Origin of the sequence: Bradyrhizobium sp. JR4.3 (genome assembly GCF_040547695.1) — a bacterium.
GTDB lineage: Bacteria > Pseudomonadota > Alphaproteobacteria > Rhizobiales > Xanthobacteraceae > Bradyrhizobium > Bradyrhizobium canariense.
Window position 1 is genome coordinate 25,041 of record NZ_JBEPQF010000013.1, and the last position, 19,557, is coordinate 44,597.

Here is a 19,557-nt window from a genome sequence, read left to right on the forward strand (position 1 = left end):
GTCAGCGCTCGATGACATCCTCGAATGTCATGGAGTGCTGACATAGCGCGTACGTGTCAAATTGAACTGGATCGGCATCGATATGGACCCCGGCGCCGGCATCGGCTCCGGCTTCTTCACCGATTACGCACCCGGGTCGTGATCGGCCATTATAGGGGGATAATTGTCTTCATCTATCAGGCGGTCACCCTCGAGGCGCGACTTTCCGACGGACGACAAGGGCAAGGTGATCAGGGGGCGACACCCGCCACCCGATCCTAGACGACGGCGTCGTGATCTACGTCGGCGAGACGATCCTTGGCCGAATCACGATCGGCCGCGGATCGACCATCGGATGTCTGGCTGATCCGTGACGTGCCGTCGACCAGCATGGTGAGGCAGGCCACCGCGCGGAACGTTCCGAGCGGCGCCTGATCCCAAATCTCATGCCGTCACTGGCGCTTTCCACCGCATGAAGCGCCGCTCCAGTGCCTCCACAATGGCATTGAACGCCAGCCCGATGACGGTGATGCTGAGAATGCCGAAATACATCTGCGGAATCAGGAAGCTGTACTGGCTGTTGATGATGAGGTAGCCGAGGCCGGCCTTGGCGCCGACCATTTCGGACGCCACCAGCACCAGCATGGCTGACGCGCTGGCGAGGCGTATCCCGACAAAGATGGTGGGAAGTGCTGCCGGCAGGATCACCTTGCGGAATAACTGCTGCGGGGTCGCCCCCATGGTGCGCGCCGACTTGATCAGCAGCGGATCGACCTGCTTCACCGCGGCAACGGTGTTGAGCAGGAGTGGCCAGGCGCAGCTATAGATTACCATCGTGATCTTCGACAGCTCGCCGATTCCGAGCAACAGGATGAACACCGGCAGCAGCGCAAGCGGCGCCGTGTTGCGGCAGATCTCGATGAACTGGTTCACGAGATTGCCAAGTCGCGCATACCAACCGACGGCCACGCCGAGCGGAACGATCAACGCGACCGAAATCAGAAATCCGCTCAAAGCGCGCAGCAAGCTGGCGGAGACGTCATCGTAGAGCTCGCCGGTTTGCACAAGCTGCCAGCCCGCAGCGATGACCTCCGAGAAGGGTGGCAGGAACACGGGATCGATCAGCCCGAGCCTCGGAACCGCCTCCCACGCAGCCAACAGGGCAATCAACAGCAATGAGCGGTGCCCGAAGGCAGCCAGCCCGCGGGCCGCGGCTCGGATCCGGTCCAGCACCGGCGATGCCGGGCGTTCCACGCTGGTGAGCGGCTCTCGGCGCCAGCGCGCAACCTCCAGCAATATCAACATTTCGAGACTAGACATGAGCAACCTCTTCCACTTTGCGGGCGGCACGCTGCGTGCCAATGGCGCCGGCCAACTGTCCCTGCTGGGCTTTCAAGACTTCCTCGCGCAACAGACTCCAAACCTCGTGACGCACGCGGCCGAACTCGGGCAGCGAACGTACGTCGTCATCGTCGCTGCGGAGCACATCCGGAATGTCGAACACCTGCTTGATCCGGCCCGGGCGCGAGGTCATCACTGCCACCCGCTGGCCGAGCACGATGGCCTCGTCGATACCGTGGGTGATGAAGACGATCGTCTTGCCGGTCGCGCGCCAGATCCGCAGCAGCTCACCCTGCAGCGTCTCGCGCGTCTGGGCGTCGAGCGCGGCGAACGGCTCGTCCATCAGCAGCACCTCGGGATCATAGGCGAGGCTTCGCGCGATCGCGACACGCTGCTTCATGCCGCCGGAGAGCTCATGAGGATAGCGGTCGGCAAAGCCGGAGAGCCCAACCAGGTCGAGGAAACGCCGCGCGATGTCGCGCCGCTGCTTGGGCTTGAGCCCTGCGATATCGAGACCGAACTCGACATTCTGTTCGGCGGTGCGCCAAGGAAACAGCGCATACTGCTGGAACACGATGCCGCGGTCGCGACCAGGTCCTGCAATCGGTCGGCCCTCGAGCAGAATCCGGCCGCTGGTCGGCAGCGAGAGCCCGCCCAGCAGATCGAGCAAGGTGGATTTCCCGCAGCCGCTTGGGCCAACCAGGGCGAGGAATTCGCCGGAGCGAACATCCAGCGTGATGTCCTCCAGAGCGGTGAAATGGCGGCCTGGTCCGCCGCCCTCGCCGCGCACGACGAACTCCTTGCGGACATGCTCGAAACGGATCTTCACAGTGGTCATCGGGCCTCCGCCGTCCTTCCGGGACGGAAATAGTTGAACGCATTGGTGTAGGTGTCGGAAGCCTTGACCTGACCCGGCTTGAACAGGCCGTCCTTCACCAGCCAGTCGATCCACACCTGGATTTCGCTGTCCGAGATCACGCCGCCCTTGGACGCAACGCCCGTGCTCTTCCAGTACTTAATCAAGGAGACATCCTCATTGCGCTTGCGCTCAGCGATGATCTTGTCGAACCGGGCCCTGACCTCTTCCGGAGGTGTGGTCTGCGCCCATTGGATCGCCTGCGAAATCCCCTCCACCAGCTTGCGCGAGGCATTGGGATTATCCTTGATGAATTTGTCCCGCAGTACATAGGCCCCCCCGGTGAACTGGCCGAACAGATCGGTGTCATTAAAAAGCGAACGGATGCCGCCGCGCTCAAGCGCCTTGTCGCGCAAGACGCCGCTCAACGCGCTCACTTCGACCTGGCCCTGGCGCAACGCTTGCTCGCCGCTGACTGGCGGGATCGCCACCAACGTGACCTGCCTGGCCTCACCAGCGCTGAGGCCGGACCTAGCCAGATATTCGCGGAGCACGAATTCCAAATGTGCGCCCAGCGTGTTGACCGCCACCTTCTTGCCAATCAGGTCACGCGCGGTCTTGATCGGGCTGTCGTCCTTCACGAAGTAGCCATAATAGGTGTTGGCATCGGAGCCGTAGTAGCCGACCACCGCCTTGACTGGGGCCTTCGCCGCGATCAACTTGAGGATCGCCCCATAGAACGCGCCGCCGATGTCGATATCGCCGGTGACGACGGTCTGGATGTCCTGCGGCCCGCTGATGGTGTTGCCGACCCATTTGAGCTTGAGCGGCGCGAGATAACCGAGGTCCTCGGCCAGCTCGATAAACGTCACCTGCCCAGCCGATCCCTGGTAGCGGATGTCGGTCTTCTCGAGCGGCGGCTCGGCGAATGCCGGAGCCGTGAGGCCGAGCGCCACGGCGCCGGCCAACAAAACCCGCAACGTCATGCGGGTGGCACGTCCCAATCGGGCGCGCCCTGCGCGAAGCAATCGAAGTATAGCGTTCATCATTGTGACTCTCGTGAGCTAATCCATATCAAGCGGCTTTGGCGGTCTGGGGCTTGGATGTCTTGACGCGCGTTACGCTGCGGCGACCGTCGACGCTGAGCGGTACATCGCCATCGATGGTGGCGCGGCGCACAACGCGGTGCTGGTCGCCATAGTCGTTGACCGCGTAATGTTGCGTGGCGCGATTGTCCCAGATCGCAACGTCGCCGGCCTCCCAGCTCCAGCGCACGGTGTTTTCCGGCGCCGTGATATGCGACTGGAACAGGTCGAACAGCTTCTGGCCGTCGTATTTCGGCAGGCCGACGAAGCGCTGCACGAAATTTCCAAGCACGAGCGTGCGCTCGCCGGTCTCGGGATGGACGCGCACCACCGGATGCTCGGTCTCATAGATCGTTCCGGTGAACACCTCGTCGAAGTGCTTCTTGTCCGCCTCGGTTGCCTGCGTCTTCACGGCATAGTCATAGGCGTTGCTGTGCACGGCCCACAGCTCGTCAGCGAGCTTGCGTAGCGGCGCCGGCAGATCGAGATAAGCTGCCGCCGTGTTCGACCAGACGGTATCGCCGCCGTAGGGCGGAATCACCACGCCGCGCAGCACCGAGATTTTCGGATAGGCGTCGACGAACGTGACGTCGGTATGCCATTGGTCGGCGCGGCCACCGCCGCGGCCAGAATCCAGTTCCAGGATCGACGACGTGCCCTTGATCGCGCCGACCGTCGGATGGGGCACCAGCTTGCCGAGCCTGATGGCAAAGCGCTCCTGCTCCGCATCGTCTAGATGTCCCTGGTCTCGGAAGAAGATGACCTTCTGCTCGAGCAGCACCTGATTGATGGCACGGATGGTCTCGTCCGAAAGATCGCCCGACAGTTTGATGTTCCTGATCTCGGCGCCGAGCCTGGCCGCACGCTTGACGATGTCGGCGCGCGGAATGACGTTATCGATTGTTGTCGTGTTGCTCATGGTCGTGCTCTCGTCACTGCGATCCCCTGGACAAAGCTCCGCCATGCGCCGGTCGCGGAAACGACGGCGGAGATAAATGAAATCATTTCAGGCTAGGGGCCCTACTCGGCCGCAACGTGCTCCGGCAGACGGCCCGAGCCGGGACATCGGTCAGTGGGATCGGATTGGAGCATGATGAAACGACCTCGCGTTGAGGCCTTGAATGGTACGAGCGATCGATCGTCAGTCAATGAAACGAAACCAGCTTTGTTTTCCGCGATAGGCAAACGAACGCTTCGCCGTCGATGCTGACACTGAAAGATTCATAATGATGACTGCCCGCCCGGTCGCAAGAGGAGCGCAATTTGACGCGACGCAACGCACTTCTCGTCAAGAGACGCGATAAAATCGTTACAACCCCCGCCGTTTCTCGTCGTGACGACCTCCCTCGTCTTTGATTGGCGTTCTGCTCGCAAGCTTCGTGCTTGCATCCAACTAAACAATGCAAATTCATTTCATCGACATCAACGTGACTGCAGACGTAGAGTCTCGTTTGCTACAGCTCCCAATGCACGCGGATCTCACAAATGAGCCAACGACGGCAGCTTTCCCTCAACTTCTTCATCTATCCAGACGGCCATCACGAGGCGGCCTGGCGCCACCGGAGTTCGGAAGTTAATCGCATCCTCGACGTCACCTACTATCAGGAGCTGGCGCAGCGCGCTGAAGCGCACAAATTTGACGCGGTCTTCTTCGCCGATGGTCCGGCGCTGGCGGACAATGTCCGATATGCGCAGCGGTTTCGGCTCGAGCCGATCACCCTGCTCACCGCGATCGCCTCCGCCACCCACCGGATCGGCCTGATTGCCACGGCATCGACGACCTACACCGAGCCCTACAACTTGGCGCGGCTGTTCGCCTCACTGGATCACATCAGTAGCGGCCGGGCCGGCTGGAACATCGTGACAACGAGCACGCCGCAGGCCGCGCAGAACTTTGGCTTGCCAGAGCATCCTCCTCATCATGAACGCTACGAGCGGGCGCGGGAGTATCTCGACGTCATTACGCGGCTTTGGGACAGCTGGGAAGACGACGCGCTCGTCAACGACCCCAGATCGGGTGTTTTCGCCGACACCGGCAAGATCCACGCAATCAATCACATCGGAAAGCATTTCCGCGTGCGTGGGCCGCTCAACATCTCAAGGACGCCGCAGGGACGACCGGTCTATGTCCAGGCCGGCTCTTCCGACGACGGACGTGCCTTTGCGGCGCGTTTCGCCGAGGCGATCTTCACCGCGCATCAGACACTAGCGACCGCCCAGGAATTCTATGCCGACGTCAAGCGTCAGGCGCGCGCCTTCGACCGCAGTCCCGATCAGATCAAGATTTTGCCCGGCATCAGTCCCTTCATCGCCAGCACGCAGATCGAGGCCGATCGGCTGCAGGACGAGTTCAACGAGCTGATCCAGCCCGAGTATTCGCTGAGCCAGCTGCGCCAGATGATCGGTCTCGACCTCTCCGGGTTTGACCTCGATGGCCCCTTTCCTCGTCATCTGATCGATACCGAGGGCGCCCGCGGGGTGGCCAGCCGATTCAAGCTGGTCATCGACATCGTTGATCGCGAGAAGCCGACGATTCGCCAGCTCGTGCAGCGCCTGGCTGGCGCCCGCGGCCATTGGGTGATTGCCGGACCGCCGGAGAAGATCGCCGACAGCATTCAGAGCTGGTTCGAGAATGGCGCGGCCGACGGTTTCAACGTCATGCCGCCCTGGCTGCCCGGCGGCTTCGACATCTTCGCCGAGCAGGTCGTGCCCATTCTGCGCAAGCGCGGCCTGTTCCGTCACGATTATAGGGGCACAACGCTGCGCGATCATTACGGCCTGAGGCGGCCGGCGAGCCTCTTCTCCAATTTGGTTCGGGCGATTGCATAGGTCGCCTGGCAGAGATGGTTTGATCCAATCGATCGTGCGACGAAAATGGGGGGATCGCCGGAAGGCAAGACTGACTGGAGGCGTGTTGATGCGCCGACCGACGAGGAGATCGAAGCGGCGAGCAAGAATGATCCGACTGGCAGGAGTTCATGGACGTCGATTGGTCGGATGCCGTGCTCCTGATTCCGCCGAAGAAGAAGGCGATTTCCATTCGCGTCGATGACGACGTGCTCGAGTTCTTCAAGCGCGAGGGCGAAGGCTATCAGCGCCGTCAACGTGGTGCTGCGGTCCTATATGCAGCAGAAGACGAAGCCGAAGAAGCGCGCGTGACGTGCGACACTGTAGGACCGTCCCTCGACAGCTGCTTCGCCCCGTTTGACGTACAAGCTTTGATCGCTGCTACTTGATTTCGATGCGACTGTAACGCCGGCGCGCCTCCCCCCTTGCGACCACGTATGCCAAGTCATTCCACAATAGCATCCGGAAGAGGCGCTGCTACCCAATCGCGCACCGGTACCGTCTACGCGCAAGGTGTGGCGGCACTCTCCGCGAGGTGTTCGAGGATGCGGAACAGACTAGTAGGACAAAGACGGCTGCCGATTTCACGCCCATGATCTTTTTCGACCCGGACGGCTTCTGGGAACACGACCCCGAGCTCGACCGCGGCAGTGCAACGAGACGCGGATTGAACGTTTTGCAGCTCATCCAGAAAGTGTTCCGTTATGGGCGCAAGGACACTGCGTCTGCGCTCGGCAAGGTCCGGTTCACCACGGACTTTGCGAAGATCGATGCCGTCCTTCGCGCGCGCGCCAATCGCACAGCACAATCTGGCGTTTGCGCTGAATCCCTCGCGAGCTCCTCCGCTATTGCGCCGACAGCACCGTGCTACGATACCGCGTGACTGCCGCTCAGTATCGGTCCCGATTGGCGCCGCGCCGCTGGCGCGCGAACGCATACTGGGGATTGACCCCGCAATAGGCGTTAGTACCGCTCGCAGTGGCCATGCATTGGGCGTAGCTGGAGAATTGGCAATTGCCGGGATAGCCCCATATGCGCCCTTGCAAGCAGTAGCTATCCGGCCCTGCAGGCGCAGGCGAAAAATCATAGGTCTGAGCCGAGGCTTGCCCTGCTGCCAAAACCATACTCATCATCAGAATAGTCAAAGCTACAGTGCGCATTGGAACCTCCTCGAAGTCGACACAACGCTAGTGCACTTAAGCAGGAGGCAATATTGATCCAAGTCAATTCACGTTTTCGCTCACAAAACTACGCAGGTGGTGGTCCCGAATAGGTTAACCGTAGAGGATACTCGCGCAGTATCACGCGTGACCGGAGATGGCCTTCATCGCTTGGGACGGATAAAACTCGGCTGCGCTCGCGCTTTTCATTTTCAATTTGACCATCCCAATTGCGGCTTCGCAAGCGCGCCTCAGTTTGGACTCAATCATTTCAAGCCGACGGTCTCATGTCGGCGTTTGGTCCATCCTGTCATTGCGCTGCGGCAGTTAGCCCCGGCTTTTCTAACCAATTGCCACTACGTTCGTTCATCAACGCATCCATGCCATTGCGGTGCAGCCAAAGAAGCCCTCGGGCAAGTTGCCGTAAGTCGTTGCGGTCCGCGCCAATAGGTAACCTTCTTGCACGACGGAGAGCGTCGGCAGCCTGCCGCTCCAATGATGATAGCTTGCGTTCCATCTGCTGCCCGGCAAATCGATATTTGGCCCTTGGCGAACGCTTATCTAGCTCACTTTAAATATCAGCATTGTGAAATAGCCCACAATTCAGCCGCCGGCTTGCGCGCCGTGCACTGTCACTCATTTCTATACCAAATTGGTTGGCTTCGGCCCGAGGACGAGCCCTCCACGGGTGCTGGCCTAGCTTACTAGGTGTGTCGCGCTCGCAACGTCACGATTGTTCCATGGCCTCTGAAAAGTTTTTGACTTCACAGGGTGGCGAGTCCGGCGTTTGATAGTGGTGGACCCTGGGTAAGGGCTTTCATCTCGAAGACTCTTTGAAGCGGGTCCAAGAGATCGCTGTCCAGCGCCAGCGACCTCTTCGTTAGCTTCATCGGGAGAGGCCGTCCGATGCCGCCGCAAGTATGGGCTCTCGCCACGTCGATCGGCTGGACAGTCGTCGTAGCCGCGATCCTGCTCTATTTGATCTTCAGCCCTGGCTAATCCGGCGCCCGTGAAAGGGTGCGAGACGCCTACACGTCGTTGATTGCGCAGCCGTGTCCGCGGGAATGCGGGGCGGATAGACAAGATACAAGGCTGATCGTGCGACCTTAAAAGGAAGACCTGCTTCCACGCGTCGTGCGGAGGTACCTAGAAGCGAAAGCGGGCCATCACGAATCGGAGATTGAAGGGGCGTTCGCCTGAAGAAATAGGCCTGCGCGCGATCCAGCGCTCGCTCGAGTGACGCTGCTGCCGGTCGGACCACCATCCAGCAGTTTGGATAGCGGCGCTGCCGTATGGCAAGCCGATAAGTCTGCAATAAGGATGCTCGGGACCGGCAATACCGTCGGGATGATGCTCAGATCACGAACTGAGGCACCCTACTTCTTTAAGAGCCTCGGCAGAACGGTTGCAAGGGGTACGGTACTGAGCGGTCGCCCCACTTCATCTGCGATGACCAAAACCTCCGACACGTCTGGCGTACCACTCTTGATCGCTTCGGCTAGAAGCTCGCGCGCGGCTAATACGGCCTCACCCTCAGCCGCAGATAAATCTGGTAGCTCCGTTCCTTCCTCATCGAGCGTAATCTCGTCGCCGGCACGTAGGTGAAAGTAGAAACGTCCCAAGGCGAACTCCCAATTGAACAGAGACCTATTGGTGAGTAAATTTTCGCAGACGTATACCAAGCTTGGCAGGAGGCAGCGAGCACCGCTAATTGGGACTACGCAACAATCGGCTCGTGTGTTGCGTTCGATGCTGTACAGTAACGAGATGTCGATATTGATAAATGCAACGCGTTCCGCTTTGACGCTTAAATTCCGCGTTCGAGCGCTCCTTTCGACGGATTTCATCACGCCGATTGTCCGATAATTACGGACCATTTGGATCTGCAAGGCCGGTGCGAGCGCTTTCCTACGCTGTGATCCGTCTGGTGCTCGAGGAAGCAGCTCGGCAGCTCAGTCCGGATCCGGCTCTTGTCGATCACGACGGCGTTTCGGGGTTTCCTCGAGGTATCGTCTTCGCGGATTCGTTGGAGAACATGCTGGCGATCGCAACCGCCGACGAGCTGGACGGCTGGCGCAATGGCCGCGGCGACTTCGCGCATTTCCTGCGGCTTGCGGACAGTCTGGCATTGACCGGGCTCGGTCGGGGCACGGGGCCGATGATGAGCTACGGCGCCTATCATGGTGCCGATGGCGAATTGTTTCCGCGCGGCCTGTTCAGCCAGCGCGCAATCGTCGAACCGCTGCCGCTGACGCAGATCACCGAGGACGTCTCGCATGCCTGATGCGGAATTCCTTTGCGGATCCCGCCCATAGCAGCACAGTCCCAGATCCCGACAAGCCGGCGGCCTATAGTTGGTGCAAGGCGCCGCGGCTGTCTGGGCCAGCCGATGGAGGTCGGTGCGATCGCGCGCCAGACGGTGGCGGGCCAGGCACTGATCACGGATCCGGTCGCGCGGGACGGCACCAACGTGCGCAGCCGCGTGATCGCGCGGCTGATCGAGACCGCGCCCATCGCGCTTGCCATGGAGCAGTGACGCGCGCGCTGCGGCTGTCGGAGCCGTTCTGCGACAAATCGCGCGAGCTCCCCGACGGAAGCTATGTCGGGTTGTCGAGGCCGTCCGCGGCAGTCTCGGGCACTGGATGGCGGTGCGCGACGGCAAGATCGAGCGCTACCAGATCATCGCGCCGACCACCTGGAATTTCTCGCCGCGCGATTCCTTCGACGTCGGCGGCCCGCTGGAGCAGGCGCTGGTCGGCACTGATGTCGGCGACGCCGGCCCGCGTGCGGTTGCGATCCAGCACATCGTGCGCTCGTTCGATCCCAGCATGGCGTGCACCACGCATGGACCGGAAACTTCGTTGCCGGCTGCAAATCGAATTGTTTCCGCTTCTCGTGTTGGCAGCGTCCTCGCGTACCGTTCATGAAAGTGGTTCAAATTCGCAACGTCATGGAATCTCTCCACTTTTGAATATCTCCAGGCTGTTGGCCTGCTTCTTGCTACCGTTTGTGTCATCGAAAAGTCAAAGCCGAAGGCGGGAGGATTCATGGGCGCGGCGACGGAAACGTTTTACAGCGTGATCAGGCGGCAAGGCATCACACGTCGGTGCTTTCATAAATTCTGCAGCCTGACGGCGACCAGCCTCGGCCTCGGACCGCTGGCGGCGAGCCGCATCGCGAACGCGCTCGAGACTAAGCCGCGCGTGCCCGTGATCTGGATGCACGGCCTCGAATGCACCTGCTGTTCGGAGAGCTTCATCCGCTCCGCGCATCCGCTGGTCAAGGATGCGGTGCTGTCGATGATCTCGCTCGACTACGACGACACCATCATGGCGGCTGCGGGCCACCAGGCCGAAGTCATCCTCGAGGAGACCCGCGCCAAGCACAAAGGCCAGTATATCCTCGCGGTGGAAGGCAATCCGCCGCTGAACGAAGGCGGGATGTTCTGCATCGACGGCGGCAAGCCGTTCGTCGAGAAGCTGAAGATGATGGCCGAGGACGCGATGGCAATCATCGCCTGGGGCGCCTGCGCCTCCTGGGGCTGCGTGCAGGCGGCAAAGCCCAATCCGACACGGGCAACTCCGATCGACAAGGTGATCACCAACAAGCCCATCATCAAGGTGCCGGGATGCCCCCCGATCGCCGAGGTGATGACCGGCGTCGTCACCTTCATCACCACCTTCGGCAAGCTGCCCGAGCTCGATCGCCAGGGCCGACCGAAGATGTTCTACTCGCAGCGCATTCATGACAAGTGCTACCGGCGCCCGCATTTCGACGCGGGGCAGTTCGTCGAGGAGTGGGACGACGAGGCCGCGCGCAAGGGCTATTGCCTCTACAAGATGGGCTGCAAGGGGCCGACCACCTACAACGCCTGCTCGACCGTGCGCTGGAACGGCGGCGTGTCCTTCCCGATCCAGTCGGGTCACGGCTGTATCGGCTGCTCGGAGGACGGCTTCTGGGACAAGGGCTCGTTCTACGACCGTCTCACCAACATTAAGCAGTTTGGCATCGAGAAGAATGCCGATCAGATCGGCATGGTGGCGGCCGGCGCCGTCGGCGCCGCGGTGGCCGTGCATGCGGCTGTGACCGCTGTCAAGCGGCTCGCGACCAAGCGCGATGACGCCGACCACAATAGCTGATCGAAAAGACACAGCAGGGCAGGACAATCATGGGTATCCAGACTCCCAACGGCTTCAATCTCGACAATTCCGGCAAGCGCATCGTCGTGGACCCCGTGACACGTATCGAAGGTCACATGCGGGTCGAGGTCAATGTCGACGCCGACAACGTCATCCGCAACGCGGTCTCCACTGGCACGATGTGGCGCGGCATCGAGGTGATCCTGAAAAACCGCGATCCGCGCGACGCCTGGGCGTTCACCGAACGGATCTGCGGCGTCTGCACCGGCACGCACGCGCTGACCTCGGTGCGCGCGGTCGAGAACGCGCTCGGGATCACCATCCCGCAGAACGCTAATTCGATCCGCAACCTGATGCAGCTTGCCCTGCAGGTGCACGACCACGTCGTCCATTTTTATCACCTTCACGCGCTGGACTGGGTCGACGTCGTTTCCGCGCTTTCGGCCGATCCGCGGGCGACCTCGACGCTAGCGCAGTCGATCTCGAGCTGGCCGCTGTCGTCGCCCGGCTACTTCAAGGATCTGCAGACCCGGCTGAAGAAGTTCGTCGAGTCCGGGCAGCTCGGTCCGTTCAAGAATGGCTATTGGGGCAGCAAGGCCTACAAGCTGCCGCCCGAAGCCAATCTGATGGCGGTGGCGCATTATCTGGAGGCGCTTGATTTCCAGAAGGAGATCGTCAAGATTCACACCATCTTCGGCGGCAAGAACCCGCATCCTAACTGGCTCGTCGGCGGCGTGCCCTGTCCGATCAATGTCGACGGCACCGGCGCTGTCGGCGCCATCAACATGGAACGGCTGAACCTGATCTCCTCGATCATCGACCGTCTGATCGAGTTCAACGAAATGGTCTATCTCCCCGACGTGGCGGCGATCGGCTCATTCTATAAGGATTGGCTCTATGGCGGCGGCCTTTCGAGCCAGAGCGTGCTCTCGTATGGCGATGTGCCAGAACATGCCAACGACTATTCCGCCAAGAGCCTGAAGCTGCCGCGCGGCGCCATTATCAACGGCAACCTGTCCAAGGTGCTTCCGGTCGACCACGCCAATCCCGACGAGATCCAGGAGTTCGTGGTGCACTCCTGGTACAAATATCCCGACGAGACCAAGGGACTTCATCCCTGGGACGGCGTCACCGAGCCGAATTACGTGCTGGGACCCAACGCGAAGGGCACCAAGACGGCGATCGAGCAGCTCGACGAAGGCGGCAAGTACTCCTGGATCAAGGCGCCGCGCTGGCGCGGTCACGCCATGGAGGTCGGCCCGCTGGCGCGCTGGGTCGTCGGCTACGCGCAGAACAAGGCGGAGTTCAAGGATCCCGTCGACAAGTTCCTTCGGGATCTGAACCTGCCGATGTCGGCGCTGTTCTCGACGCTCGGCCGCACGGCGGCGCGTGCGCTCGAGTCCGTCTGGGCCGGGCGCCAGATGCGCTACTTCCAGGACAAGCTCGTCGCCAACATCAAGGCCGGCGACAGCTCGACCGCCAATGTCGACAAGTGGAAGCCGGAAAGCTGGCCGAAGGAGGCCAAGGGAGTCGGCTTCACCGAGGCGCCGCGCGGCGCGCTCGCGCACTGGGTCAAGATCAAGGACAGCAAGATCGACAACTACCAGTGCGTGGTGCCGACGACTTGGAACGGCTCGCCGCGCGACCCCAAGGGAAATATTGGCGCCTTCGAGGCGTCGCTGATGAACACGCCGATGGTCAATCCCGAGCAGCCGCTGGAGATCCTGCGCACCATCCATTCCTTCGATCCGTGCCTGGCCTGTTCGACGCACGTCATGAGCCCGGACGGCCGGGAGCTCGCCAAGGTCAAGGTCAGGTAGGAGAGGATCATGATGGATGCAGTTGCTCCTGCCTCGGACGCCAGGCCCGACCTCGCGGCGATCGCAGCCTATGCTTCTGGAGAACGTGCGGTGGGTCGTCCCAGCGTCTATGTCTACGAAGCGCCGGTACGGATCTGTCACTGGGTGAACGCGTTCTCGATTATCGGGCTTATGGTGACCGGCTATCTGATCGGAACGCCGTTGCCGACGGTCGCGGGCGAGGCGTCCGACAATTTCGTGATGGGCTACATCCGCTTCGCCCATTTCGCCGCGGGGCAGGTGCTTGCGGTATTCTTCCTCACGCGCATCCTGTGGGCTTTCGTCGGCAACCACCACTCTCGGCAGATCTTCTACATCCCGTTTCACCGCAAGCAGTTCTGGAAGGAAGTGCTGCACGAAATCCGCTGGTACGCGTTCCTGGAGCGCGAGCCCAAGATGTATGTCGGCCACAATCCTCTGGCGCAGATTGCGATGTTCACGGGATTCACGCTGTTCGTGGCCTTCATGATCATCACCGGGTTTGCGCTCTATTCGGAAGGCACCGGCATCGATAGCTGGCAGCATAAGCTGTTCGGCTGGGTGTTTGCGATCTGGCCGAACAGCCAGGACGTGCACACCTGGCATCATCTCGGCATGTGGGCGCTGGTCGTGTTCGTGATGGTGCACATCTACACCGCGATCCGCGAAGACATCATGTCGCGCCAGAGCATCATCTCCTCGATGATCTCGGGCGAACGGCGATTCCGCGACTGAAACGGGAACGCCAAGTGAAGCCGATATTCTCGCAAGACGATCGCATCCTGGTGCTCGGCATCGGCAATATCCTGTGGGCCGACGAAGGGTTCGGCGTCCGGGCGGTCGAGGAATTCCACCGCCGCTACGCCGTACCCGACAATGTCACCATTCTCGATGGCGGCACGCAGGGGCTCTATCTCGTCAACTATCTGGAAGAGGCGGACCGCCTGATCGTGTTCGACGCGATCGACTATGGCCTCGAGCCCGGCCAGTTGAAGCTTGTGCGTGACGACGAGGTGCCGCGTTTCACCGGCGCCAAGAAGATGAGCCTGCACCAGACCGGCTTCCAGGAAGTCATCAGCGCGGCCGACCTGCTCGGCCGTTGCCCGAAACATCTGGTGCTGATCGGCTGCCAGCCGCTCGATCTCGAAGACTGGGGCGGGCCGCTGACGCCGCCGGTGCGCGACCAGATCGCGCCGGCGATCAATCTCGCTTGCGCCATCCTGGCCGAATGGGGCCTCACGGTGAGCCAACGCGCCGAGCCATTGGCAGATATCGAGCGGCTGCTCGCCAATGACATCGATCATCTCCATTACGAGACGCGGCCGGCCTGATCGGCCACACTGCCGGAGACTTGCCCATGTGCCTCGGCCTGCCCATGACGATTGTCGAGACCGACGGGATCTCGGCGCTGTGCGCGTATCGCGGCGAGCAGCGCCCCGTCTCTGTGCTGCTGCTCTCGAATCCTCCGGTCGGCGCCAAGGTGCTGGTCTATATCGACACCGCGATCCGGCTGCTGGACGAGGACGAGGCACGCCTGATCGCGAATGCGATCGAAGGTCTCAGCGCGGCGCTCGACGGCGAGGATTGCGACCGCTTCTTCGCCGACCTCATCGACCGCGAGCCGCAACTACCCGAGCACCTGCGGTCCGACTAGGATCGCCGCTGCTTCTCCCGTTTGATGCGTTGACGACATCAGTGACCGGCCTTCCTCGGCGGCCGCTGTGCGCCTGGAAGGTCGATTTCTACCTGCAAAGACAGCTCTCACCAGATATGGCAAGTATCTTTCCATTGAAGCTTGGCTTACACTCGGCGCCAAGAAATACATGATCTGGATCAATGAGATAAATCCGAACATGTGATAACCGATCCTGGCACGTGGCTTGCTGACCTCTGGTTCGCCAAAAACACAAGCTTGTCAGGAGAGGTTCGATGGAATTCCAGGTGGGAAAGCATGATCTGGCGCGGAGTGGTCTGCCCGAGGTCGAAGCTGCGACGGTCGATCATTTTCTTGGCGGAGCGGACGAGGCCGGTGCGGTCGCGGTGCTGCTGTCGGCTGGCGATCCCAACCGCTTTCCGGAGGCAATCGATGTCGCCGTGGTGCTGCCCGAGCTTGTCGCAGCGTTCGGCAATCGGCTGCGCGGTGCGATCATCGCACGCGACGCTGAGCGTGTGCTCGGCGAGCGCTTCGAGGTGCGGGTGCAGCCGACGCTGATCTTCGTCGCTAACGGCAAGACGCTGGGGTTGATCGCCAAGATCCAGGACTGGTCGGTCTATGCCGACCGCATCACCAAGCTGATCGACCGGCCGCGCGGGCAAGGCGCCGCAGTCGCCGTCACCATCGTTCCCCAGCATCGCGCACAAGAGGTCGGGCTATGAAGGCCGGCTTCTGGGATGCGCCCGAAGGCGCCGAGCAACCAGTCAACGTGTTTCCGATCGGCGACGAGAGTCTCAATGCAGCGAAGGGCAGCCTGACGGCGGCCGGCGCGCTCGCAAAGCTTGCAACGCTCAACAGTGCGGAGCTTGCAAAGAGCTGCCCGAACGCGGTCGCGCTGCTCTCGAGGATCGCGGATGCCATCGCGGATCAAAAGGCGAACGCGCCGACAAGACTGTTTCGGCTGGCCAATCTCAACGATCTCGAGAGCAAGCTGGTGGCCGACGTGCTCGGCGAAGGCGAGGTCGCCGGCGTCGTCGCGCTGCCGGACGGATCGCTGGCGCAGATCCAGGAATCGGTGCTGGCGGGAATTTGGCGTGTGCGGCTCAAGACCGACGCCACTTCCGAATATCTCGAGATTGGCGCGGTTCCCGAGATTGTCAAGCGTGCGGCTGCCGACCTGACCTCCGCCGATTTCGAGATCGGGCAGGTGCCGGAGGGCGCCATGAACGTGCTGCCGGTGCTCGCCGAAATCCGCGAGTGGGCACAGGCCTGGCGGCCCGGCATTCGCTCGCAGATCATCAATTTCACGCTGCTGCCGATGAGCCCGGTCGACATGAGCTTCCTGCAGGACACGATCCGGAACGGACCGATCCAGCTGGTGTCGCGCGGCTATGGCACCTGCCGGGTGCTCTCCACCGGCATCTGCAATGTCTGGTCGGTGCAGTTCTTCAACGCCATGGACACTATCATTCTCGATACGCTCGAAGTCGGCGGCGTGCCGACGGTTGCGCTGGCAGCGGACGAGGATTTCGGGGATTCCGCCGAGCGGCTGCAGGAAATCATCGAGGCCTACTTCAAATGAGCGCCTTCGAGAATATTGGCGTGCGCCAGGACGTCGCCGACGTCACGCGGCTGGAATGCGGCATCTGCTGGACCGTCTACGATCCGGCGGATGGCGATGAGGTAGCGCAGATCGCGCCGGGCACGCCGTTCGCGGCGCTGCCGGAGGAGTGGCACTGCCCGAATTGCGACGCGCCAAAATCCAAGTTCATGGCGATCGAAACATGACAGGCAGCGCACCAGCGAGTGCGTCAGGTCCTGCCGGCGACGCCGACGCCGCGGCGTGGGGCGAGCTTCTGGCCGCAAGCTACCGCGAGATCGGCGAGCGCGCGATGCGCGATCTAGCCATCTACAACGATGCGCTCGGCGTCGAGGCGGTCGGTTTCCGTCCCTTCAACGGCACGATCGTCGGCATCATGGTCACGTCGTGGTTCATGAACGTGGCGATGCCGGCGGGCGCGGTGACGCCAGCCACCTCGGGCGCGACCGTGCGAATGCGTTTTCCCGCGGGCGATATCGAATTCACCCTCAGCAAGGTCGCCCGGATCGGCCGGATCGCGAGCTGCTCGCTGTTCTCGCCGATGTTCCAATTCGCCGACATGGATGCCGCGCGAGCGACGGCCGAAGCCGCGCTTGCCGAATTGATGCTGCCGGCGGACAGCGAGGAGGCGGTTCGCCGCCGCGAGCCCGCGACAAGCCCGATCGATCGGCGTAACTTCCTGCAGCGTGCCTTGACGGAGCGGCATGGATGAGTCTCTCGTTTCGCAACGAGATCGATATTACGGTGCTGTTGTCCGGCGCCACGATCGCCGACGTCGCGATCAAGCCGCGCAACCGGCCGCCGCTGACGCGGCTGTTTGCGGGAAAGCCCGCGGCTTCGCTGCTTCCGGTGCTGCCGCGTCTGTTCTCGCTGTGCTCGATCGCCCATCACGTGGCGTTCCAGTCGGCGGTGGAAGCCGCGCAAGGACGGGAGCCGGCTCCCGCAACGGTGCGGCGCCGCGTCACCGCAGTCGTCGTCGAGCGGCTGACCGAACTGCTGCGCGGCCTGTTCGTCGGACGTCTCGCGCTCGACGGCACAAACGCTCTGGCGGTGCGCGCCGTAATGCAGGCAAGCGCGCTGCTTGGGGGCGCGGACGAGGCCGTCCCGCCGGCCTTGCATCGCGACGCGGTGGTGCAGATCAAGGCCGCGCTCGGCGCGATGGGGATCGCCGGCGAAGAAGACGAGACGCTCGCGCCGGGCAGCCCGCTCGCCGCCTCCCTCGCGGGATGCCACGGCAAGCTGGTGTCAGAGCCCGAGGCCGATCCATCCTTCCTGACGGTGGCGGACGATTTAGACATCGTCACGCGTCTGCTGGCGGACGGTGCGGCCTATTCCGATGCGCCGGACCTCTGCGGCCGGATTCCGGAAACCGGCGTCTGGGCGCGCAGGGCACGCCGTGAAGCGGTCTCGGCGGCGGAAGCGGGCTCCGCCGCGCGTCTGAAGGCGCGGATTGCCGAGGTCGCGCGGCTCTGCGCCTGGCTCGATCGTGGCGATGCGGATCTCGATGAAGGCGTCGTCGCGAGCTACCGGCTCGGCGCGGGCAAGGGGGCAGCCGCGGTCGAATGCGCACGCGGGCGCCTCCATCACGCCGTCGCACTGGACGACGAGGATCACGTCGTCAACTTCGAGTTCCTGGCACCGACCGAGTGGAATTTTCACGCCCGCGGACCGCTGGTCAGGAGCCTCAAGGGCGCGACGCTCGCGACCGGCCGGCAGGGGCAGGACGCGGTTCGCGCGCTGGTCGGCTCCTTCGATCCCTGCGTTTGCTTCAGCCTGCAATTTCGCGAGGCCGGCCATGCATGAGATGGCGCTGTGCGAAGGCATCGTCGGTATCGTCGAGGAGGAAGCGCGCAAGCGCGCTTTCACCAAGATGAACGTCGTCCGTCTGGAGATCGGTGCGCTGAGCCCTGTCGCGCCGGAGGCGCTGAAATTCTGCTTCGAGGCCGTAGCCGCGCGGACCATCGCGCAAGGCGCGCGGCTCGAGATCGTCGAGACGCCCGGCACGGCTTGGTGCATGGCCTGTTCCAAAACCGTTGAGATCGGGCAGCGTTACGAGCCGTGCCCGTCCTGCGGCGGCTACCAATTGCAGGTGACGGGCGGCGAAGAGATGCGCGTAAGGGAATTGGAGGTCGACTGATGTGTACGGTCTGCGGCTGCAGCGACGGCAAGGCATCGATCGAAGATGCGCATGGTCATCATCATGATCACGGCGATGGCCATGGGCACGGCGAGCACCATCATCATCACCGCGGTCATGGCCACGACCACGGTCACCACCATCACCACGGTGGTGCCCACGACCACGCCCCCGATGAGGCCGGGCTGCTCGACTGCGGCGCCAATCCCGCGGGCCAGAAGATCGCCGGCATGAGCAGCGACCGCATCATCCAGGTCGAGCGCGACATCCTCGGCAAGAACGACCGGCTTGCGGCCGACAACCGCACCCGCTTCGCGGCCGACGGCGTGCTCGCCTTCAACCTGGTCTCCAGCCCCGGCGCCGGCAAGACCTCGCTGCTGGTCCGCGCCCTGTCCGAGCTGAAGGCAAGCTTTGCGATCGGCGTGATCGAAGGCGACCAGCAGACCTCCAACGATGCCGAGCGCATTCGCACGACCGGCGTGCCGGCGATCCAGGTCAATACCGGCAAGGGCTGTCACCTCGACGCCGCCATGGTCGGCGAGGCCTATGACCGGCTGCCCTGGCTGAACGGCGGCCTGCTTTTCATCGAGAATGTCGGCAACCTGGTTTGCCCGGCGGCGTTCGATCTCGGCGAGGCCTGCAAGATCGTGGTGTTCTCGACCACCGAGGGCGAGGACAAGCCGCTGAAATACCCCGACATGTTCGCAGCCTCGTCGCTGATGCTGATCAACAAGATCGATCTCGCGCCCGTGCTCGATTTCGATCTGGCGAAGACCATCGACTATGCGCGCCGGGTCAACCCGAAGATCGAGGTGCTGACGGTGTCGGCGCGCACCGGCGAAGGCTTTGCGGCGTTCTTTGCCTGGATCCGCAAGCGGATGGCGGCGACGACGCCTGCCGCGATGACGGCGGCGGAGTGAC

Annotated in this window: 24 protein-coding genes; 18 read left to right on the forward strand and 6 right to left on the reverse strand. The window is 62.4% G+C overall.

Annotated features, from left to right (window positions below; translation table 11 throughout):
- Positions 1–423: 423 nt before the first annotated feature.
- The 4 genes from ABIB91_RS21135 to ABIB91_RS21150 form a co-directional block, all read right to left on the reverse strand.
- Positions 424–1,299, reverse strand: a complete 876-nt coding sequence (locus ABIB91_RS21135; protein ID WP_354129143.1) for an ABC transporter permease — start codon at positions 1,297–1,299, stop codon at positions 424–426.
- Complete coding sequence (locus ABIB91_RS21140) at positions 1,292–2,158, reverse strand: ABC transporter ATP-binding protein (protein WP_354129142.1); 867 nt, start codon at positions 2,156–2,158, stop codon at positions 1,292–1,294. The genes ABIB91_RS21135 and ABIB91_RS21140 overlap by 8 nt, the downstream gene beginning before the upstream one ends.
- Positions 2,155–3,162: an ABC transporter substrate-binding protein gene (locus ABIB91_RS21145; RefSeq protein ID WP_354129141.1), complete on the reverse strand. Its 1,008-nt coding sequence runs from the start codon at positions 3,160–3,162 to the stop codon at positions 2,155–2,157. The genes ABIB91_RS21140 and ABIB91_RS21145 overlap by 4 nt, the downstream gene beginning before the upstream one ends.
- Positions 3,163–3,250: 88 nt before the next feature.
- Positions 3,251–4,180: a TauD/TfdA dioxygenase family protein gene (locus ABIB91_RS21150; protein ID WP_354165751.1), complete on the reverse strand. Its 930-nt coding sequence runs from the start codon at positions 4,178–4,180 to the stop codon at positions 3,251–3,253.
- 566 nt (positions 4,181–4,746) lie between these two features.
- Here ABIB91_RS21150 and ABIB91_RS21155 point away from each other — a divergent pair.
- The 3 genes from ABIB91_RS21155 to ABIB91_RS21165 all read left to right on the forward strand — a co-directional run bounded on the left by ABIB91_RS21155 (position 4,747) and on the right by ABIB91_RS21165 (position 6,991).
- Positions 4,747–6,090, forward strand: coding sequence for an LLM class flavin-dependent oxidoreductase (locus tag ABIB91_RS21155; protein ID WP_354129139.1), 1,344 nt, complete (start codon positions 4,747–4,749; stop codon positions 6,088–6,090).
- A 149-nt stretch (positions 6,091–6,239) separates the two neighbouring features.
- A complete protein-coding gene (locus ABIB91_RS21160) occupies positions 6,240–6,497 on the forward strand; it encodes a BrnA antitoxin family protein (protein WP_354129138.1) in 258 nt (85 codons plus the stop codon).
- Positions 6,498–6,700: 203 nt separating this feature from the next.
- A complete protein-coding gene (locus ABIB91_RS21165; RefSeq protein WP_354236319.1) occupies positions 6,701–6,991 on the forward strand; it encodes a hypothetical protein in 291 nt (96 codons plus the stop codon).
- 7 nt (positions 6,992–6,998) lie between these two features.
- On the opposite strand, the gene ABIB91_RS21170 is transcribed toward ABIB91_RS21165, so the two are convergent.
- Together ABIB91_RS21170 and ABIB91_RS21175 are read right to left on the reverse strand one after the other, a co-directional pair.
- Positions 6,999–7,268: a DUF3551 domain-containing protein gene (locus tag ABIB91_RS21170; RefSeq protein WP_502917002.1), complete on the reverse strand. Its 270-nt coding sequence runs from the start codon at positions 7,266–7,268 to the stop codon at positions 6,999–7,001.
- A 1,376-nt stretch (positions 7,269–8,644) separates the two neighbouring features.
- Complete coding sequence (locus tag ABIB91_RS21175) at positions 8,645–8,890, reverse strand: DUF6894 family protein (protein WP_279692847.1); 246 nt, start codon at positions 8,888–8,890, stop codon at positions 8,645–8,647.
- Between the two features lie 272 nt (positions 8,891–9,162).
- Between ABIB91_RS21175 and ABIB91_RS21180 the strand changes: the two genes are divergently transcribed.
- The 15 genes from ABIB91_RS21180 to hypB all read left to right on the forward strand — a co-directional run bounded on the left by ABIB91_RS21180 (position 9,163) and on the right by hypB (position 19,556).
- Entirely contained in the window at positions 9,163–9,552 is a 390-nt protein-coding gene (locus ABIB91_RS21180) for a hypothetical protein (protein WP_354165746.1), read from the forward strand.
- A 105-nt stretch (positions 9,553–9,657) separates the two neighbouring features.
- Entirely contained in the window at positions 9,658–9,804 is a 147-nt protein-coding gene (locus tag ABIB91_RS21185) for a hypothetical protein (protein WP_354165743.1), read from the forward strand.
- Positions 9,788–10,195: a nickel-dependent hydrogenase large subunit gene (locus ABIB91_RS21190; protein WP_354165740.1), complete on the forward strand. Its 408-nt coding sequence runs from the start codon at positions 9,788–9,790 to the stop codon at positions 10,193–10,195. The genes ABIB91_RS21185 and ABIB91_RS21190 overlap by 17 nt, the downstream gene beginning before the upstream one ends.
- Before the next feature lie 120 nt (positions 10,196–10,315).
- Entirely contained in the window at positions 10,316–11,407 is a 1,092-nt protein-coding gene (locus ABIB91_RS21195; RefSeq protein WP_354165737.1) for a hydrogenase small subunit, read from the forward strand.
- A gap of 29 nt (positions 11,408–11,436) precedes the next feature.
- A complete protein-coding gene (locus tag ABIB91_RS21200) occupies positions 11,437–13,227 on the forward strand; it encodes a nickel-dependent hydrogenase large subunit (RefSeq protein ID WP_354165734.1) in 1,791 nt (596 codons plus the stop codon).
- A gap of 12 nt (positions 13,228–13,239) precedes the next feature.
- On the forward strand, positions 13,240–13,980 hold the full coding sequence (gene cybH / locus ABIB91_RS21205; protein WP_502917010.1) for a Ni/Fe-hydrogenase, b-type cytochrome subunit: 741 nt from the start codon (positions 13,240–13,242) through the stop codon (positions 13,978–13,980).
- A gap of 14 nt (positions 13,981–13,994) precedes the next feature.
- Positions 13,995–14,576 carry a HyaD/HybD family hydrogenase maturation endopeptidase gene (locus ABIB91_RS21210; RefSeq protein ID WP_502917003.1) on the forward strand — a complete coding sequence of 194 codons (582 nt, stop codon included), beginning with the start codon at positions 13,995–13,997 and terminating at the stop codon, positions 14,574–14,576.
- 26 nt (positions 14,577–14,602) lie between these two features.
- The gene (locus ABIB91_RS21215; protein ID WP_148744597.1) at positions 14,603–14,899 is read left to right on the forward strand and encodes a HypC/HybG/HupF family hydrogenase formation chaperone; all 297 of its coding nucleotides are present in this window, start codon (positions 14,603–14,605) and stop codon (positions 14,897–14,899) included.
- A 275-nt stretch (positions 14,900–15,174) separates the two neighbouring features.
- Complete coding sequence (locus ABIB91_RS21220; RefSeq protein ID WP_354165730.1) at positions 15,175–15,621, forward strand: thioredoxin domain-containing protein; 447 nt, start codon at positions 15,175–15,177, stop codon at positions 15,619–15,621.
- Positions 15,618–16,481 (forward strand): hydrogenase expression/formation protein, encoded by an 864-nt coding sequence (locus ABIB91_RS21225; protein ID WP_354165727.1) that lies wholly within the window; start codon positions 15,618–15,620, stop codon positions 16,479–16,481. Before ABIB91_RS21220 ends, ABIB91_RS21225 begins: the two co-directional genes overlap by 4 nt.
- Positions 16,478–16,687, forward strand: coding sequence for a rubredoxin (locus tag ABIB91_RS21230; RefSeq protein ID WP_148756122.1), 210 nt, complete (start codon positions 16,478–16,480; stop codon positions 16,685–16,687). Before ABIB91_RS21225 ends, ABIB91_RS21230 begins: the two co-directional genes overlap by 4 nt.
- Positions 16,684–17,211: a [NiFe]-hydrogenase assembly chaperone HybE gene (gene hybE, locus ABIB91_RS21235; protein WP_354165722.1), complete on the forward strand. Its 528-nt coding sequence runs from the start codon at positions 16,684–16,686 to the stop codon at positions 17,209–17,211. Before ABIB91_RS21230 ends, hybE begins: the two co-directional genes overlap by 4 nt.
- On the forward strand, positions 17,208–18,302 hold the full coding sequence (locus ABIB91_RS21240; RefSeq protein ID WP_354165719.1) for a nickel-dependent hydrogenase large subunit: 1,095 nt from the start codon (positions 17,208–17,210) through the stop codon (positions 18,300–18,302). The genes hybE and ABIB91_RS21240 overlap by 4 nt, the downstream gene beginning before the upstream one ends.
- Positions 18,295–18,636: a hydrogenase maturation nickel metallochaperone HypA gene (gene hypA / locus ABIB91_RS21245; RefSeq protein ID WP_354165716.1), complete on the forward strand. Its 342-nt coding sequence runs from the start codon at positions 18,295–18,297 to the stop codon at positions 18,634–18,636. Before ABIB91_RS21240 ends, hypA begins: the two co-directional genes overlap by 8 nt.
- A complete protein-coding gene (hypB, locus tag ABIB91_RS21250; RefSeq protein WP_354129129.1) occupies positions 18,636–19,556 on the forward strand; it encodes a hydrogenase nickel incorporation protein HypB in 921 nt (306 codons plus the stop codon). Before hypA ends, hypB begins: the two co-directional genes overlap by 1 nt.
- Position 19,557 lies beyond the last annotated feature (1 nt).

Excerpts from the sequence above, each read along its gene's own strand:
- ABIB91_RS21135 (WP_354129143.1), bottom strand. The coding sequence starts at position 1,299 with ATGTCTAGTCTCGAAATGTTGATATTGCTGGAGGTTGCGCGCTGGCGC.
- ABIB91_RS21140 (WP_354129142.1), bottom strand. The coding sequence starts at position 2,158 with ATGACCACTGTGAAGATCCGTTTCGAGCATGTCCGCAAGGAGTTCGTC.
- ABIB91_RS21145 (WP_354129141.1), bottom strand. The coding sequence starts at position 3,162 with ATGACGTTGCGGGTTTTGTTGGCCGGCGCCGTGGCGCTCGGCCTCACG.
- ABIB91_RS21150 (WP_354165751.1), bottom strand. The coding sequence starts at position 4,180 with ATGAGCAACACGACAACAATCGATAACGTCATTCCGCGCGCCGACATC.
- ABIB91_RS21155 (WP_354129139.1), top strand. The coding sequence starts at position 4,747 with ATGAGCCAACGACGGCAGCTTTCCCTCAACTTCTTCATCTATCCAGAC.
- ABIB91_RS21160 (WP_354129138.1), top strand. The coding sequence starts at position 6,240 with ATGGACGTCGATTGGTCGGATGCCGTGCTCCTGATTCCGCCGAAGAAG.
- ABIB91_RS21165 (WP_354236319.1), top strand. The coding sequence starts at position 6,701 with ATGATCTTTTTCGACCCGGACGGCTTCTGGGAACACGACCCCGAGCTC.
- ABIB91_RS21170 (WP_502917002.1), bottom strand. The coding sequence starts at position 7,268 with ATGCGCACTGTAGCTTTGACTATTCTGATGATGAGTATGGTTTTGGCA.
- ABIB91_RS21185 (WP_354165743.1), top strand. The coding sequence starts at position 9,658 with ATGGAGGTCGGTGCGATCGCGCGCCAGACGGTGGCGGGCCAGGCACTG.
- ABIB91_RS21195 (WP_354165737.1), top strand. The coding sequence starts at position 10,316 with ATGGGCGCGGCGACGGAAACGTTTTACAGCGTGATCAGGCGGCAAGGC.
- ABIB91_RS21200 (WP_354165734.1), top strand. The coding sequence starts at position 11,437 with ATGGGTATCCAGACTCCCAACGGCTTCAATCTCGACAATTCCGGCAAG.
- cybH (WP_502917010.1), top strand. The coding sequence starts at position 13,240 with ATGGATGCAGTTGCTCCTGCCTCGGACGCCAGGCCCGACCTCGCGGCG.
- ABIB91_RS21215 (WP_148744597.1), top strand. The coding sequence starts at position 14,603 with ATGTGCCTCGGCCTGCCCATGACGATTGTCGAGACCGACGGGATCTCG.
- ABIB91_RS21220 (WP_354165730.1), top strand. The coding sequence starts at position 15,175 with ATGGAATTCCAGGTGGGAAAGCATGATCTGGCGCGGAGTGGTCTGCCC.
- ABIB91_RS21225 (WP_354165727.1), top strand. The coding sequence starts at position 15,618 with ATGAAGGCCGGCTTCTGGGATGCGCCCGAAGGCGCCGAGCAACCAGTC.
- ABIB91_RS21230 (WP_148756122.1), top strand. The coding sequence starts at position 16,478 with ATGAGCGCCTTCGAGAATATTGGCGTGCGCCAGGACGTCGCCGACGTC.
- hybE (WP_354165722.1), top strand. The coding sequence starts at position 16,684 with ATGACAGGCAGCGCACCAGCGAGTGCGTCAGGTCCTGCCGGCGACGCC.
- ABIB91_RS21240 (WP_354165719.1), top strand. The coding sequence starts at position 17,208 with ATGAGTCTCTCGTTTCGCAACGAGATCGATATTACGGTGCTGTTGTCC.
- hypA (WP_354165716.1), top strand. The coding sequence starts at position 18,295 with ATGCATGAGATGGCGCTGTGCGAAGGCATCGTCGGTATCGTCGAGGAG.
- hypB (WP_354129129.1), top strand. The coding sequence starts at position 18,636 with ATGTGTACGGTCTGCGGCTGCAGCGACGGCAAGGCATCGATCGAAGAT.